Origin of the sequence: Paenibacillus albicereus, assembly GCF_012676905.1 — a bacterium.
Classification (GTDB): Bacteria; Bacillota; Bacilli; order Paenibacillales; family Paenibacillaceae; genus Paenibacillus_O; species Paenibacillus_O albicereus.
The window spans coordinates 408,046-421,702 of record NZ_CP051428.1; the positions used below are offsets into that span (position 1 = coordinate 408,046).

General features: G+C 67.2%; 12 protein-coding genes and 1 riboswitch. Of the genes, 7 read left to right on the forward strand and 5 right to left on the reverse strand.

Translation table 11 applies throughout. From position 1 onward, the window contains the following. Nucleotides 1-51: 51 nt before the first annotated feature. From HGI30_RS01855 to HGI30_RS01865, 3 genes are read right to left on the reverse strand one after another with little or no spacing between them, the layout of a single operon-like run. Nucleotides 52-849, reverse strand: coding sequence for an energy-coupling factor transporter transmembrane component T family protein (locus HGI30_RS01855; RefSeq protein ID WP_168906133.1), 798 nt, complete (start codon nt 847-849; stop codon nt 52-54). Continuing rightward, nucleotides 846-2,813 (reverse strand): ABC transporter ATP-binding protein, encoded by a 1,968-nt coding sequence (locus tag HGI30_RS01860; protein ID WP_168906134.1) that lies wholly within the window; start codon nt 2,811-2,813, stop codon nt 846-848. The genes HGI30_RS01855 and HGI30_RS01860 overlap by 4 nt, the downstream gene beginning before the upstream one ends. 4 nt (nt 2,814-2,817) lie before the next feature. After that, nucleotides 2,818-3,435, reverse strand: a complete 618-nt coding sequence (locus tag HGI30_RS01865) for an ECF transporter S component (protein ID WP_168906135.1) — start codon at nt 3,433-3,435, stop codon at nt 2,818-2,820. 260 nt (nt 3,436-3,695) lie between these two features. Next, nucleotides 3,696-3,805, reverse strand: a riboswitch (TPP riboswitch). A 151-nt stretch (nt 3,806-3,956) separates the two neighbouring features. On the opposite strand from HGI30_RS01865, the gene HGI30_RS01870 reads away from it, so the two are divergent. Continuing rightward, nucleotides 3,957-4,889, forward strand: a complete 933-nt coding sequence (locus HGI30_RS01870) for an aldo/keto reductase (RefSeq protein WP_168906136.1) — start codon at nt 3,957-3,959, stop codon at nt 4,887-4,889. 314 nt (nt 4,890-5,203) lie between these two features. Here HGI30_RS01870 and HGI30_RS01875 read toward each other — a convergent pair whose 3' ends face one another. After that, nucleotides 5,204-5,671 (reverse strand): VOC family protein, encoded by a 468-nt coding sequence (locus HGI30_RS01875; RefSeq protein WP_168909667.1) that lies wholly within the window; start codon nt 5,669-5,671, stop codon nt 5,204-5,206. A 242-nt stretch (nt 5,672-5,913) separates the two neighbouring features. Here HGI30_RS01875 and HGI30_RS01880 point away from each other — a divergent pair, with 242 nt between their 5' ends. The 5 genes from HGI30_RS01880 to HGI30_RS01900 all read left to right on the forward strand — a co-directional run bounded on the left by HGI30_RS01880 (nt 5,914) and on the right by HGI30_RS01900 (nt 11,003). After that, nucleotides 5,914-6,567 (forward strand): helix-turn-helix transcriptional regulator, encoded by a 654-nt coding sequence (locus HGI30_RS01880; RefSeq protein ID WP_168906137.1) that lies wholly within the window; start codon nt 5,914-5,916, stop codon nt 6,565-6,567. After that, the gene (locus tag HGI30_RS01885; protein WP_235680287.1) at nt 6,557-7,693 is read left to right on the forward strand and encodes an alanine racemase; all 1,137 of its coding nucleotides are present in this window, start codon (nt 6,557-6,559) and stop codon (nt 7,691-7,693) included. The genes HGI30_RS01880 and HGI30_RS01885 overlap by 11 nt, the downstream gene beginning before the upstream one ends. A 16-nt stretch (nt 7,694-7,709) precedes the next feature. Next, entirely contained in the window at nt 7,710-9,341 is a 1,632-nt protein-coding gene (locus HGI30_RS01890) for an N-acyl-D-amino-acid deacylase family protein (RefSeq protein ID WP_168906139.1), read from the forward strand. A gap of 129 nt (nt 9,342-9,470) precedes the next feature. Then, on the forward strand, nt 9,471-9,935 hold the full coding sequence (locus HGI30_RS01895; RefSeq protein ID WP_168906140.1) for a RidA family protein: 465 nt from the start codon (nt 9,471-9,473) through the stop codon (nt 9,933-9,935). A gap of 321 nt (nt 9,936-10,256) precedes the next feature. Beyond that, complete coding sequence (locus HGI30_RS01900; RefSeq protein ID WP_168906141.1) at nt 10,257-11,003, forward strand: glucose 1-dehydrogenase; 747 nt, start codon at nt 10,257-10,259, stop codon at nt 11,001-11,003. Between the two features lie 216 nt (nt 11,004-11,219). On the opposite strand, the gene HGI30_RS01905 is transcribed toward HGI30_RS01900, so the two are convergent. After that, complete coding sequence (locus tag HGI30_RS01905; RefSeq protein WP_168906142.1) at nt 11,220-11,858, reverse strand: TetR/AcrR family transcriptional regulator; 639 nt, start codon at nt 11,856-11,858, stop codon at nt 11,220-11,222. A 288-nt stretch (nt 11,859-12,146) separates the two neighbouring features. Between HGI30_RS01905 and HGI30_RS23520 the strand changes: the two genes are divergently transcribed. Next, the gene (locus tag HGI30_RS23520; protein ID WP_168906143.1) at nt 12,147-13,490 is read left to right on the forward strand and encodes a BclA C-terminal domain-containing protein; all 1,344 of its coding nucleotides are present in this window, start codon (nt 12,147-12,149) and stop codon (nt 13,488-13,490) included. The last annotated feature ends 167 nt before the right edge of the window (nt 13,491-13,657 follow it).

Here is a 13,657-nt window from a genome sequence, read left to right on the forward strand (position 1 = left end):
AATCATACCACAACATTCTTGATTGCCGCTAATTTGCCGCTAATAATTCAATCAAATGACGCTCCGGACCGGCAGCAGCGGCCACTGCTGGCCGAGCTGCCAGGCAAGCAGCGTCGAGGCGAGCACGTAGAGGGCATACCCGGCGTCAGCGGCCGACAGGGAGTAGCGGTAATAGTAGGTGCGGGAGCCGGCGCCGCTGGCGAAGCGCTTGGCTTCCATCGCCGCTGCCGTGCGGTGGGCGCGCCGGATGCACTGCGCGAGCAGCGGAATCGCGTACAGGCGCAAGCGCTCGTACAGGCCGCGCAGGCCTCTTGGCCTGCGGCCGCCGCGTATTTGCAGCGCTTGGCGCAGCGTGACGAACTCCTCCGCGAGCAGCGGCAGCATGTTGAACGCCGCGAGGAAGCTGTAGGCGTACCGCGGCGGCAGGCGCAGCTGCTGCATGAGCGAGTAGAACAGCGCGACGGGCCGCGTCGTCAGCGCGAACGCGAGGCCGACGGCCGCCACCTGCAGCGAGCGGAAGCCGAGATGCAGGCCGCGGTAGAAGCTTTCCTCCGTGATGCGGATCAAGCCGTACTTGAACCAGACGGTCTCGCCGCTGCCGAACATCATCATGCCGGACGCGGAGCTGACGAACAGCAGCAGGAACGGCGAGGCGTACAGCAGCAGCCGCAGCGGCGGATGCCCGGTGAACAGCGCCAGCGGCAGCAGCGCGGCGACGGCGAGCAGCAGCATGACGTTCGGGTCATGCGTCAGCAGCACGAGCACGAACAGCAGCGCCGATACCGCCAGCTTATGCGTCGGATTGACGCGGTGCAGCCACGTCTCGCGGTAGGGAAAGGCCAGGTTCATCGGAACGGCGCTCCTTTCGGAAGGGAAGGACGGGAGAGGGGGGCTGTGACGGAGGAAGTGGGCGGCGAGGCCGTTGGACCGCGACCCGGTCCGGAATCCAGTCCGCGAACCAGTCCGCGAGCCGGCTCGCGGACTGGTTCGCGGTCCGGTCCGTCCCACGGAGGCGGAGCCGGAGCCGAAGCCGGCCGCACTGGAGCGGGAAGCTCCCGCGCGACTCCTTGCTCGACCTGCCAGAGGCGGGTGGCGAAGCGGCGGACGAGCTCGTCGTCATGCGTCACCATGAGGATGGCGCAGCCGCTCCGGCGCAGCTCCTCGAGCTGCTCCATCATCGAGACGGTGCCGGCGGCGTCGAGGCCGAACGTCGGCTCGTCGAGCAGCAGCAGCCGCTGGCCGCTGGCCATCGCGGAAGCGACGCTCAGACGGCGCTTCTGTCCCATCGACAGCTGATACGGGTGGCGCAGCTCCAGCCCGCTCAGCGCGAACCGCCCGAGCAGCTCGCCGGTACGGTCGGCCCGCTCCTGCGGAGCGAGTCCCTCCGGCATGGAGTACGCCAGCTCCTCGGCGACGCTGTCCGTGACGAGCTGGAACTCCGGATTCTGAAAGCAGTACGCCGCCAGCTGCGCCGCCTGCCGGGGCTTGCGCAGCCGGGTATCCGGCACGCCCAAGAGGCGCATCCGCCCTTCGCTGCGGACGAGCCGCATGATGGCGAGCAGCAGCGTGCTCTTGCCGGCGCCGTTGGCTCCGGTGACGGCAATCCAGTCGCCGGCGCAGACGCGCAGGCGGTCGGCCCGCACCTTGACTTCTCGGCCGCGCAGCCCGGCGAAGCCGTCCAGCTCCAGCAGCGGTGTCCGCGCAGCCGTGCAGGCGGCCGCGTGCGGGAGCGTCGCGGCGTGCGGTCCGATCGCCGGCGCAGAGGACGCGGTCCGAACGCTGTCCCGGGCGCTCTCCGCGCCTGCCGGGGGCGGTGCGGGCGGCGAAGCGCCGAGAGCCTTCTCCTCCGCGGACGCTTCTCCGGATGAAGCGGCCGGAGTCGGCCCGCCCCATCCGGAGGCCCGCCGCGCGGCCTCGTCGTCCCAGAAGCCCGGGTACCACACCCCATAGCGGCGCAGATGCTCGCGGCAGTCGCGGAAAATCCGCTCCGGCGGACCGTCCGCCTCCAGCCGGCCGTCCGGCGAGAACAGCAGGATGCGGTCCATGTCGCCGGCGATGAGGTCGATCTTGTGCTCCACGATGAGCACGGTGCGGCCGTCCCAGATGCGGCGCAGCGCGTCCCATACCTGGGCCGTGCCGTCGGCGTCGAGCAGCGCGGTCGGCTCGTCGAGCAGCAGCGCGTCGGGACCGACGGCCAGCATCGAGGCGACGGCGAGCCGCTGCTTCATCCCTTGGGACATCGCCGAGATGGCCGTATGCGGATCGGGCAGGACGAGACCGGCCTGCGCCAGGCACGCCGCGATCCGTCCCGGCATCTCCTGGCGGGGCACGGCTTGGTTTTCCAGCGCGAACGCGATCTCCTCGTCCGCATAAGGCATGCAGAATTGCGCCTCCGGATCCTGAAAGACGTAGCCCGGCCGCTCCGGCACGACGAGCCGCTCGGCCTTGAGCGGAATCGGGATCGCCGAGGGCACGAGGCCGCCGAGCACCTGCAGCAGCGTCGACTTGCCGCAGCCGCTCGGTCCGAGCAGCAGCACCTTCTCGCCGCGCCGGATCGTCACGTCGAGGTCGCGGAACAGCAGCGGCGCGTCCTCGCCGGGGTACTTGAGCCGCAGGCGGATCGCCTCGGCCGCGACCGGTGCGTCCGGGGCGTCCGAGGCGCAGCCTCCGGCAGCCGCTTCAGCTGCTTCCGCCCACCGTGGGGTGCGACCGGCAGCGGCGTTGCGATCAAGCGCCGGGCCCGCAGCCGCTCCGGCTACGCTTATCCGCGCCTCGCTCTGCGAAGCTGCCTCGCGCCTAGTCCTGAAGGGCATCGCCTCAGCCCTCCAGCGCGTCGTAGTCCTTGGCGGAAGCCGGACGCAGCAGGCTCGTCACGCCGGTGCGCTCGAGCGCGCGGGCCAGCGCCCAGGCGAACAGGCCGGCGATGACGATGCTGCCGAGCAGCCGCATCGAGACGAACAGCGCGTAGTTCCAGAACGCGAGCTGGTCGATGTAGCCGTAGTAGCGGTCGATGAAGATCGAGGCGACGGCGGCACCGATGGAGGCGAGCACGGCGACGATCGGACCGGCCTTGCGGTACAGGAACAACGCGAAGAACAGCTCGGCGCCGAGGCCCTGGAACAGGCCGTACCAGAGCGTCGAGATGCCCCACGATCCGCCGAGGAACGCCTCGATCGCGGCGGCGGAGACTTCCGCCAGGATGGCCACGCCGGGCTTGCGGATGAGCAGGAAGGCGAACGTGCCGGCCATGAACCACATGCCGTAGCTGAGCTGCTCGGCGTGCAGGCCGAGCGGCTTGAGGACGTCGTACATCGGGCCCCAGACCTTGTAGACGAGGCCGAAGACGACCGAGATGACGATCGTGACGAGGATGTCGGCGAGAGTGAGGCGATGGCCGGAGCGCGGCCGGCGGCGGGACGGGGTTGCGGTGGACATGGGAGGATCAGCTTCCTTTCGAATGGGGAGTCGATCTCTCACAGCGGCATGATCCCGGGGCGGCTGCCCGCAGGCGGATACGAAAAAAGCCCGCCGGACAGCCGGCGGGCAGATGGAATCGGACAAGCGCGCGTGCGTCCCCTGCGGCGGCGGGCCGCAGGGACTCGGCCGGCCTGCGCGCGGCAGGCCGGTCGGGAAAGGATTGCCCGCCCGAGTGGAGCGGAGGACGGATGTCCTCCGAACGGACGGGGCCTTGCCCGAGTGGCGCGATGCATTCTCTCTACGCTGGCATTACCCAGATCAGATCAATGGTCAGCGGCATGCGGCCGCAGTCTCAGCCCGACTTCATCGAGCCCCCATGCATGCTATGAAAGTGCTCTTACTATACCTTGGAAAATCCGGTTCGGCAATAGGAAAAGAAGCGGCGAGGGCCGACGGGGGCGCGGAAGGGGCCGCGGCCCCAAGCTCGGTTGCATCCGCTTTCCGGGGCGGGTAAGCTGGAGGAAAGGAGGGATTGTTCAATGAACTATCGACGCTTGGGCAAGACGGAGCTGAACGTGTCGGTCGTCGGCATCGGCACCTGGCAATTCGGCGGGGAATGGGGCATGGACTTCTCGCAGGACGAGGTCGACGCGATCCTCGACAAGGGCGCGGAGCTCGGCATCAACCTGATCGACACGGCGGAATGCTACGGGGACCATCTGTCGGAGCAGCTCATCGGGGGGTACTTGAGCCGCCGCAAGCGCGAGGACTGGATCGTCGCCACGAAGTTCGGCCATCATTTCCATGAGCGGTTCAAGCGGACCGACGTGTACGGGGCGGGGGACGTCGTGCGCCAGCTGGACGCCTCGCTGAAGGCGCTGCGGACCGACTACGTGGACCTGTACCAGTTCCATTCGGGCCCGGACGCGGCGTTCGACAACGACGACCTGTGGACGGCGCTGGACAAGCAGGTGCAGGCCGGCAAGATCCGCCATCTGGGCACCTCCATCGGCAGCAACGACAATCTCCACCAGACGGAAGGCTCGACGCGCGTCGGCTCGCAGGCGATCCAGGTCGTCTACAACCGGCTCGACCGCAAGCCGGAGGAGCGCGTCTTTCCCGCCTGTCAGGCGCAGGACCTCGGCGTGCTGGCGCGGGTCCCGCTCGCGAGCGGCTTCCTGAGCGGGAAGTACAAGCCGGGCACATCCTTCGGCGCGACCGACGTGCGCCATCGCCAGGACGCGGAGCTGGTGCGCCGCCGCCTGGAGGAAGTAGAGCGCATCGCCGTGGAAGAGGTGCCGCAGGGCGTCGACATGGCGGCCTGGGCGCTCGCTTGGTGCCTGCGCCATCCGGCGGTGACGTCCGTCATCCCCGGCTGCAAAAATCCGCAGCAGGTGCAGAGCAACGCCGACGCGGTCGCGCTCGTGACGGAGCCGCATCCGCAGGAAGTGCCGGCACCGGCCCGCGCATAGGCGGAACGCGGCTCGGGGCGGTCGGGTCGAAGGAGTTCGGCGATGACGATTGCGTACGGGACGCGGGTTCCCCAAGCTGGCGGCTCCCGAAGGGACAGGCTTGATCCCCCGTAACCAGGCCGCAGGTGAAAAAGAGCCTTCATCCGCACAAGCGGATGAAGGCTCTTTAGCGTCTCCGCTCGCGGAGAGGCTCCTTGCCGAGTACGGCCGTTCCTTCGTGCGACAAGGTTACCGTCAGCGAGCTCGCAGCGCCGCGCCCATGACGAGAGGGCGGATCGCCTGTGCGCTCGCCAGACGACGCCCGGAAGCCCGCTTCAACGCTGGGGTTCTTTGTCCGGCGGCCACGCGGATGCCGGAATTTTGCCCGTATGCTCCCGCCAGTCCTCGGGCACCGCCACGGAGCACATCAGCTCCAGGCTGTTGCCGTCGGGGTCGTCGAAATAGATCGACGCGTTCGCCTGGTGAGGGCGAACGAAAGGGGAAGCGTCCGGCTGCCGCCCGAACGGCACCGGCTCGATGCCGGCCGACTCGAGCCAGGCCGCGCTGCGCAGGAGCCCCTCCCAGTCGGTGCGGAACGCCACGTGCCGGATCGCCGGATGGTAGGGCAGCGCCGCCAGCTCCGGAGCGAGCCATAAGCCGAGCCAGCTGCGTCCTTCCTCGATCCAGAAAAAGATCGTGTCCTCGTCCTCCCAAGCCTGGCGAAGGCCTAAACCGGCATAGAACGCTCGGCTGCGCTCTAGGTCGGACACCGGCAAGTGAGCCTCGTACAAGCCTTCGATCAAGCTCTCCTTCGACGCTTTATCCTTCATTTCATGGATCCCCTTTTCTTTGTTCTTCTTGTCCTCACTTCCTTAGACGCTGAGCGGTGGCGGAAAGTTCCTCTTGCATCCTGACAAACCGTCAGGAAACAGAAAAAAAGTTTGCCCGCTCGATGTCTGTAGGTGTAGGATAGAGAGGACAGGAATGAAGGATAATCGCATTCGGATGACGGAATCCGTCAATCCGGTCGAAGGGAGGAAGGCCGATGCGGACGGTAGCGGCCATGCTGCCGATGCTGACGGAGCTGGCCGAGGGCATCGCCGCGCAGTTCGGCGAGCGCTGCGAGGTCGTCGTGCACGATTGGTCGCGGCCGTACGACAGTACGATTGTTTCCATCGCCAACGGCCACGTCACCGGGCGCAAGGTCGGCGATCCCGGCACGAACCTCGGCCTCGAGGTGATGCGCGGTACGTCGGAGGGCGGCCATCGGCAGAACTACGTCACGCGGACGAAGGACGGGCGGCTGCTGCGCTCGACCTCGATCTACCTCAAGGATGACGAGGGCAAGGGGATCGGCGCGCTCTGCATCAATCTGGACATCTCCGAGCTGATGGCCGCGGAGAAAGTGCTCCAAGGGCTGATCGGCCTGCAGGAGCTGCCCCCGGTCCAGGAGTCGTTCGTGAGCAACGTGAGCGACCTGCTCGATTCGCTCATCCAGGAGGCGGAGGACGCGGTCGGCTGCCCGCCCGCGCTTATGGGGCGCGAGGAGCGCATCCGCTTCGTCTCGCTGCTCGACCGCAAGGGAGCGTTTCTCATCAAGAAGGCGGGCGAGAAGGTGTGCGCCTACCTCGGCATCTCGAAGTACACGCTGTACAGCGATCTGGAGGAAGCGAAGGGGAGCGATGGGGATGGAGCTTAACGAGACGTCGGCAGGAGCAGAGGGGCTGCTTGCGGAAGGCATCGACACGCCATGCGTCGTCATCCGCAGCGAGGCGGTCGACGCCAACATCGCGGCGATGGCCGCCGAGGCGGCGCGGCGCGGCGTGCGGCTGCGGCCGCATGTCAAGACGCACAAGCTGCCGGAGCTGGCGCGCCGGCAGGTCGCCGCAGGCGCCTGCGGCATCACCGCCGCCAAGCTGTCCGAGGCGGAGGTGATGGCGGACGGCGGGATCGGCGACATCTTCGTCGCCTACCCCGTCGTCGGCGCCGCCAAGGCGCGGCGCGCCGCCGAGCTGGCGGGGCGCGTCCGGCTCATCGTCGGCGTGGACAGCCTCGCCGGCGCGCGGCAGCTGTCGGCGGCCGCCGAGGCCGCCGGGCTGGCGCTGGAGGTCCGCCTCGAGATCGAGAGCGGCCTGCAGCGCACGGGCGTGCCGCCCGAGGGGGCGCTTGCGCTCGCGCGGGAGATCGCGGCGATGCCGGGGCTGTCGCTGACCGGCATCTTCACCTACCGCGGCGCGATGCTCGGCGGAGCGCCGACGCTCGACCTGCGGGCGGCCGGCCACGAGGAAGGCCGCCTCATGGCGGGCGTCGCCGAGACGTTGCGCCGGGGCGGCGTCGCGATCCGCGACGTGAGCGTCGGCTCGACGCCGACGGCCGTCTACGCCGCCGAGATCGACGGCGTGACGGAAATCCGGCCCGGCACCTATGTGTTCCAGGACCGGATGCAGACGGCATTCGGCGTCTGCCGGCCGGAGGACTGCGCCGCCGAGGTGTGGGCGACGGTCGTCAGCCGTCCCGCGCCCGACCGCATCGTCATCGACGGCGGCAGCAAGACGTTCGCCACCGACGTGCAGCCGGATAAGCCTCCGCTCCATCTGCAGGGCTTCGGCCGCGTCATCGGGCTGCCGCATGCGGTGTTCGAGCGCATGAACGAGGAGCACGGCGTCATCCGCATCTCGCCCGAGGATACCTGCGAGCCGGGCGACGTGCTGCGCATCGTGCCCAACCATATCTGCAGCACCGTCAACCTGCACGGCAGCGTGTACGTGAGCGGCAAGTCCGGTCTGCGCCGGGTGCCGGTCGCCGCGCGCGGCTGCATCCAATAAGGGAGATGACCATCGCATGCTGGATCTAGTGCTCAAGAACGGCCGCGTCGTCGACGGCAGCGGCAACCCGTGGTACCGGGGCGACGTCGGCGTCAAGGACGGCGTCATCGCCGCCGTCGGCCGCATCGACGAGGAGGCGGCCGAGACGATCGACGTCCGGGGCCAGGTGATCGCGCCCGGCTTCATCGACGGCCATTGCCACTCCGACCTGATGATCCTCGACCATCCGCTCAGCGAGATCAAGCTCAGCCAAGGCGTCACCGCCGAGGTCGTCGGCAACTGCGGCCTCGCGCCGGCGCCGGTATTCCCGGACCGCGAGGAGCTGCTGCGCAGCTACATCTCGCCGGTCATCGGCAGCACGAAGCAGGAATGGCAGTGGAACACCGTGGGCGAATACATGGACTACGTCGGCCGCTCCGCCCCCGCCGAGCATATGGCCACCTACGTCGCGCACGGCGCGCTGCGGATCGCGGTGATGGGCTTCGACAACCGTCCGGCGACGCCGGCGGAGCTGCAGCGCATGAAGGAGCTGCTCGAGGAAGGGCTGCGCGCCGGCGCGATCGGCCTGTCGATCGGCCTGCTGTACTCGCCGGGCAGCTATACCTCCAAGGAGGAGCTGGCCGAGCTGTGCTCGGTGCTGCCGCGCTACGACGGCCTGCTCAGCACCCATATCCGCGGCGAGGGCAACAACCTGCTGCCGTCGGTGCGCGAGGTCATCTGGATCGCGGAGCAGGCGGGCATCCCGCTGCATGTCAGCCATCTCAAGGCCGCCGGCAAAGCCAACTGGGGCAAGGCGCTCGAGGCGATGGAGCTCGTCGAGGACGCCCGCGCCCGCGGCATGGACGTCACCGTCGACGTCTATCCGTACAACGCCGGATCCACGTCGCTCACGACGATCCTGCCCCCATGGGTGCTGGAGGGCGGCATCCCCGGGGCGCTCGAGGCGTTCCGCGACCCGGCGCTGCGCCGCCGCATCCGCGAGGAGCTCGGCCGCGAGCAGGACGACTGGGACAACCTCGTCTGCTCGACCGGCTGGCAGAGCGTCTTCGTCGCTTCCGCGAGCGGAGCGAACGCCGCGCTCGAGGGCAAGCACATCGCCGAGATCGCCGAAGCGCGCGGCGTGCACCCGGCCGACTGCATGATGGACCTGCTGCTGGAGGAGGACGGCCAGGTTCCGATCGTCTACTTCCACATGTCGGATGACGACGTGCGCCACATCATCGGGTACAGCCGCTCGCTCATCGCGTCCGACAGCCTCACCTGCGAGACCGGCATGCCGCATCCGCGCCTGTACGGCACGTTTCCGCGCGTGTTCGCCAAGTATGTGCGCGAGGAGCGCGTGCTGACGCTCGAGGATGCCGTGCGCAAGCTGACGAGCTTCCCGGTGCAGCGGTTCCGCCTCGGCAAGCGCGGCCTGATCGTGCCGGACTACGCGGCCGACCTCGTCGTCTTCGACCCGGACACGATCCGCGACACCGCCACCTACTCCGATCCCAAGCAGCAGCCCGAAGGCATCGGGACCGTCGTCGTCGCCGGCCGCATCGCCATGCAGGACGGCGTGCACACCGGCGCGCGCGGCGGCGGTTTCCTGCGGGCCTCGTCCTGCGCCTGCGGCCATGGGCACGCCCATGGCGGCCCCGGCCGCTGAGGCAGAGGCCGACCGATGCGGCATCGCCTCTGGGCGAAGTGTGCTCGGAGCAGGCGGATCCTTGCTGCGGCCGGCGGTTCCGCGCGGATTCCGCCGGCCTCCCATTCCCAAGAAGAGAGGAACCTACCTATGTCCATCATTGAAAAACGACTTGCCGAGCTCGGCATCACGCTGCCGGAGCTGCCGGCCCCGAAATTCTCCTACATCCCGGTCAACCGGACCGGCAACCTGATCTACACCTCCGGCTTCGACTGCCGCATCGACGGCGTGCTCATGTACGAAGGCAAGGTCGGCTCCGACCTGACGATCGAGCAGGGGCAGGAAGCGGCCCGCCAGGTCGTCATCAACCTGCTGGCCGCCATGAAGGCGCATCTCGGCGACCTTGACCGCGTCGTCAAGATCGTCAAGCTGCTCGGCTTCGTCAACAGCGCGCCGGGCTTCGGCGACCAGCCGTACGTCATGAACGCGGCGTCCGACCTGCTGATCGAAGTGTTCGGCGAGGAGGGCCGCCACGCCCGCAGCGCCATCGGCACGAGCGACCTGCCGTTCCACACGCCGGTCGAGATCGAGCTCATCGCGGAAGTCCGCGACTAGCCGTCCTCGCCGCGCCTGCTGGGATCGCAGGCAACGTGAATGATGCAAGCAGCCGCAGTTGCGGCTGCTTTTTGCTTTTTCCGAAAGGTCTTGCGGCTCTGCTGCCGTCCTGAGTGGTTGAATGTCCAGGATCCATTTCTTTCCTCTGCAAACTTAATGTACATATTGTATATTACTTCACAAAATAGATGAATCGTCGTATACTGGGGATGCAACGGATGAAGCGCTTGCAGAATGCGGCAAGGCGGACCGCTCGAACGGGCCGCTGGCCGAATCTTTGAAGCATGCGGCTTCAAACCGACGGAAAGGGGAACGACAGCAATGGGACGACTGACAGGCAAGACGGCGATCATCACAGGAGCGGCTACAGGCATGGGAGCGGAGGAGGCGCGTCTGTTCGCCCGCGAGGGAGCGCAGGTCGTGCTGACCGACGTGAATCTCGAGGCGATGAACCAGGTCACGGAAGAGATCAAGGCGGCAGGAGGCGAGGCGCTTGCGCTCAAGCATAACGTCGCATCCGAAGAGGAGTGGACGAATGTCGTCGAAGAAACGGTCGCCCGCTTCGGCAAGGTCGACATCCTCGTCAACAACGCCGGCATCTCGGCGCGCACGACGATCGGCAACCTGGACCTGACGGAGTGGCAGCGCGTGCTGGACATCAATCTGACCGGCTGCGTCGTCGGCATGAAGGCGGTCATTCCGGAAATGCAGAAGGTCGGCGCCGGCTCCATCATCAATATCTCCTCTATCGGAGGCATCGTCGGCATGGCCGGCTCCAGCGCCTACACGGCGGCCAAGGGCGGCCTGCGCACGCTCACCAAAGCCGCCGCCGTCGAATACGCCAAGCAGAGCATCCGGGTCAACTCGGTGCATCCCGGCATCATCGTCACGCCGATGACCGAGCCGTCGATGAAGGACGCCATGCCGTATTACCAGACGTTCACCAAGCTGCCGTACTTCGGCAAGCCGGAGGATGTCGCGTACGGCGTGCTGTTCCTCGCTTCGGACGAGTCCCGCTTCATGACCGGCTCCGAGCTCGTCATCGACGGGGGCTGGACGGCGCTGTAATCCTTAGGCGGGGAATGACTCCCCAAATGTGACGCGGAGCGCGTCAGGTCCATGTGCTCGAGCAAGTCTAAAAAGCCGTTTCTTTCCGTCCGTGCGGAAATGAAACGGCTTTTTTGCGCCGCGGCTCGCTGCCGCCGCAGGGGCAGCGCCGCGAAGCCGCCTCGCCCGCCGCAGCCGAAGCGCGGAGCGGGCCGATCCGCCTTGCAAGCGGGCTGCTCAGCCGCCGCCCGGCTTGCCTCGACCGGAACCGGCCCAGGCAGGCAGCTCCCTGTACGGGCCGTGGATCGACAGGTCCATGAGCTGCGCGGCGATTTCCTTTTCGGCATAGGGCATCTGCCGCTCGATCCACCAGATGATGACTTCGACGTAAGCGGCTTCGGTATACTTGAGCGTCACGTCGCGGCGGGCCGTCAGCAGGCGGTCGTCCGGCTGGGCGAACTCAAGTCCTTCGGCGACGAACTGGCGCACGATCTCCACCATGCCCGACGACAGCTCCGGCACGCGCCTGCGGACGAGCAGCGCATGATAGACGTCGTAGCGCTCGGCCAGATGCCGGAACAGCCTCACGAAGCTCGGATGCGGCTCGCCGCTGGCGTAATCGTAGTCCGGAGGCTGGCCGTCCGGATCGAACATGGCGACTCTCAGCTCCTGCAGCAGCTCTCCGATGTACTCGGCGAGCAGCGCCTGCTTGTCCTCATAATGCAGGTAGAAGGTCGCCCGCTTGACCGTCGCCCGGTCGGCCAGCTCCTGCACGGAGAAGCCGTCCAGGCCGCGCTCCTCGGTCAGCTGCACGAGCGCTTCCCGCAGCAGCCGGCGCGTCCGCTGCACGCGGGGGTCGATTTTGGCTGGTTTCATCGTTTCGGCCTCCTTTTCGCGGTCGATCACCTTGTCCCGCTAGTATAGCCGCCGGATCAGAAAAGAGAAAGCGCCGGCCCGCCCCATGAAGCCGGGACGGGCTTCAATCGCCCCGTGGCGGCGACCGGGCGCAGGAAACGGGGGCGGCTTGCCGAACCGCGCGGCTTCTGAACAATCGCGCGGTACCGTGCATATTTATTCATAAATCTATTCGTTTTCAAGACCTTTTTTCCGATAATTTAACTGTATATTTTATAGCTGAATACTTTTTATCAGGAGGTAAGCAGATTGAAAAAAGCAAGCGCATTGCTGGCGGCCCTGCTGCTGGCATCCGCCCTTGGCGGCACGGCATTCGCCGCGAAGGAGGCGAAGAGCGGCATGACGCTCAAGACATCGGTCGAGGTTTCCGGGACGACAACGAGGACGGACGCCATCATCGCGGACGGCGTGCTGTACGTGCCGATCCGCTCCGTAGCGGCGGCGACCGGCTACAAGACGGAGTGGAGCGGCGTAAACAAGGAGGTGCGTCTGGATACGCTGGCAGGCGGCCAGACGGCGACAGCGGTCGATCGGATCGCTCCCTCCCAGCAGCTGGAGCTCAAGCGGCTGGAGATCGCTTTTTACCTCGACGGCAAGCGGACCGCTCTCGTCGATGCGGATGGCAAAGTCGTACAGCCGCTGTTCCAGCAGGACACGCTGTTCCTGCCGATGCGGGCGCTGGCCGATGCGCTCGGCTTGACCGCGTCCTGGAACGCCAAGGAGAAGCGGCTGACGCTCGGTGAATCCGGCGCCGAAGCCGGCTCGCCTGCCGAGGCTCCGGCCAAAGGCGAAAAAGGCGACAAAGGCGACAAGGGAGACACCGGCGCGACAGGTGCGGCAGGCGCGACGGGTGCCACGGGTGCCACGGGTGCGACGGGCGCGACCGGCGCTCAAGGGCCGAAGGGCGAGCCCGGAGACACGGCAGCCGGTCCGAAAGGCGATAAGGGAGACAGAGGAGACGCGGGCGAGCCGGGTGCCAAAGGCGATCAAGGCGATGCGGGCGCCAAGGGAGACAAGGGAGACAAGGGAGACAAAGGCGACACTGGCGCCCAAGGCCCGGCCGGTCCGGCCGGAGCCAAAGGGGATCCGGGCGAAAAGGGAGACAAAGGCGACGCCGGCGCGCCAGGACCTGCAGGTCCGGCCGGCCCGATCGGAGCCCAGGGCATCCAAGGTCCGGCCGGCACGGGCTTGCTGCCCGGCATGTCAGCGTACAACACGATGGGAAGCATGATTGCCGTAGTGCTCGGAGGCACGACGGTTCCGATGCCGACGTTCGTCGCGTCGGACAGCGCGTTCTCCGTAACCGGAGCAGGCCAGAGCTACACCGTGTTTCATTCCGGCTGGTACTACTTGAGCTACAGCATCCGCAGCACGACCGCCGTGATGTCGAGCTCGCGCGTCATGGTGAGCGGATTGGAAAGGCCGGAATTCACCCTCGTCAATCAGCAAAGCCAGTCCCGCTGGCAGGCTTCCGGACTCGTGCGGCTGAATGCCGGCGATATCGTCTCGCTGCAGCTGTTTGGCATGATGGGAACCGTAATCTTGGAATCAGGCCAAGGGGCATCCCTTTCCCTCATCAAAATCGCCGACTGACCGGCAGCGCCGGCGCTGCGATTGGGACGGCTTGCGCGAGCATGGAGCTTCAGCGGCCGGAGACGAGCCTTCGTCTCCGGCTTTTTGCGTTGAACCGCCTCCAGTTGCGCTTGCCCCCCTGCATGAGGCATGATACGGACAGAAGATGCCCCGGCCCGCAGCGGCGC

Coding starts and splice junctions, on each gene's coding strand:
- HGI30_RS01865 (WP_168906135.1), bottom strand. CDS start 3,435: ATGTCCACCGCAACCCCGTCCCGCCGCCGGCCGCGCTCCGGCCATCGC.
- HGI30_RS01855 (WP_168906133.1), bottom strand. CDS start 849: ATGAACCTGGCCTTTCCCTACCGCGAGACGTGGCTGCACCGCGTCAAT.
- HGI30_RS01900 (WP_168906141.1), top strand. CDS start 10,257: ATGGGACGACTGACAGGCAAGACGGCGATCATCACAGGAGCGGCTACA.
- HGI30_RS01895 (WP_168906140.1), top strand. CDS start 9,471: ATGTCCATCATTGAAAAACGACTTGCCGAGCTCGGCATCACGCTGCCG.
- HGI30_RS01860 (WP_168906134.1), bottom strand. CDS start 2,813: ATGCCCTTCAGGACTAGGCGCGAGGCAGCTTCGCAGAGCGAGGCGCGG.
- HGI30_RS01890 (WP_168906139.1), top strand. CDS start 7,710: ATGCTGGATCTAGTGCTCAAGAACGGCCGCGTCGTCGACGGCAGCGGC.
- HGI30_RS01885 (WP_235680287.1), top strand. CDS start 6,557: ATGGAGCTTAACGAGACGTCGGCAGGAGCAGAGGGGCTGCTTGCGGAA.
- HGI30_RS01880 (WP_168906137.1), top strand. CDS start 5,914: ATGCGGACGGTAGCGGCCATGCTGCCGATGCTGACGGAGCTGGCCGAG.
- HGI30_RS01870 (WP_168906136.1), top strand. CDS start 3,957: ATGAACTATCGACGCTTGGGCAAGACGGAGCTGAACGTGTCGGTCGTC.
- HGI30_RS01905 (WP_168906142.1), bottom strand. CDS start 11,858: ATGAAACCAGCCAAAATCGACCCCCGCGTGCAGCGGACGCGCCGGCTG.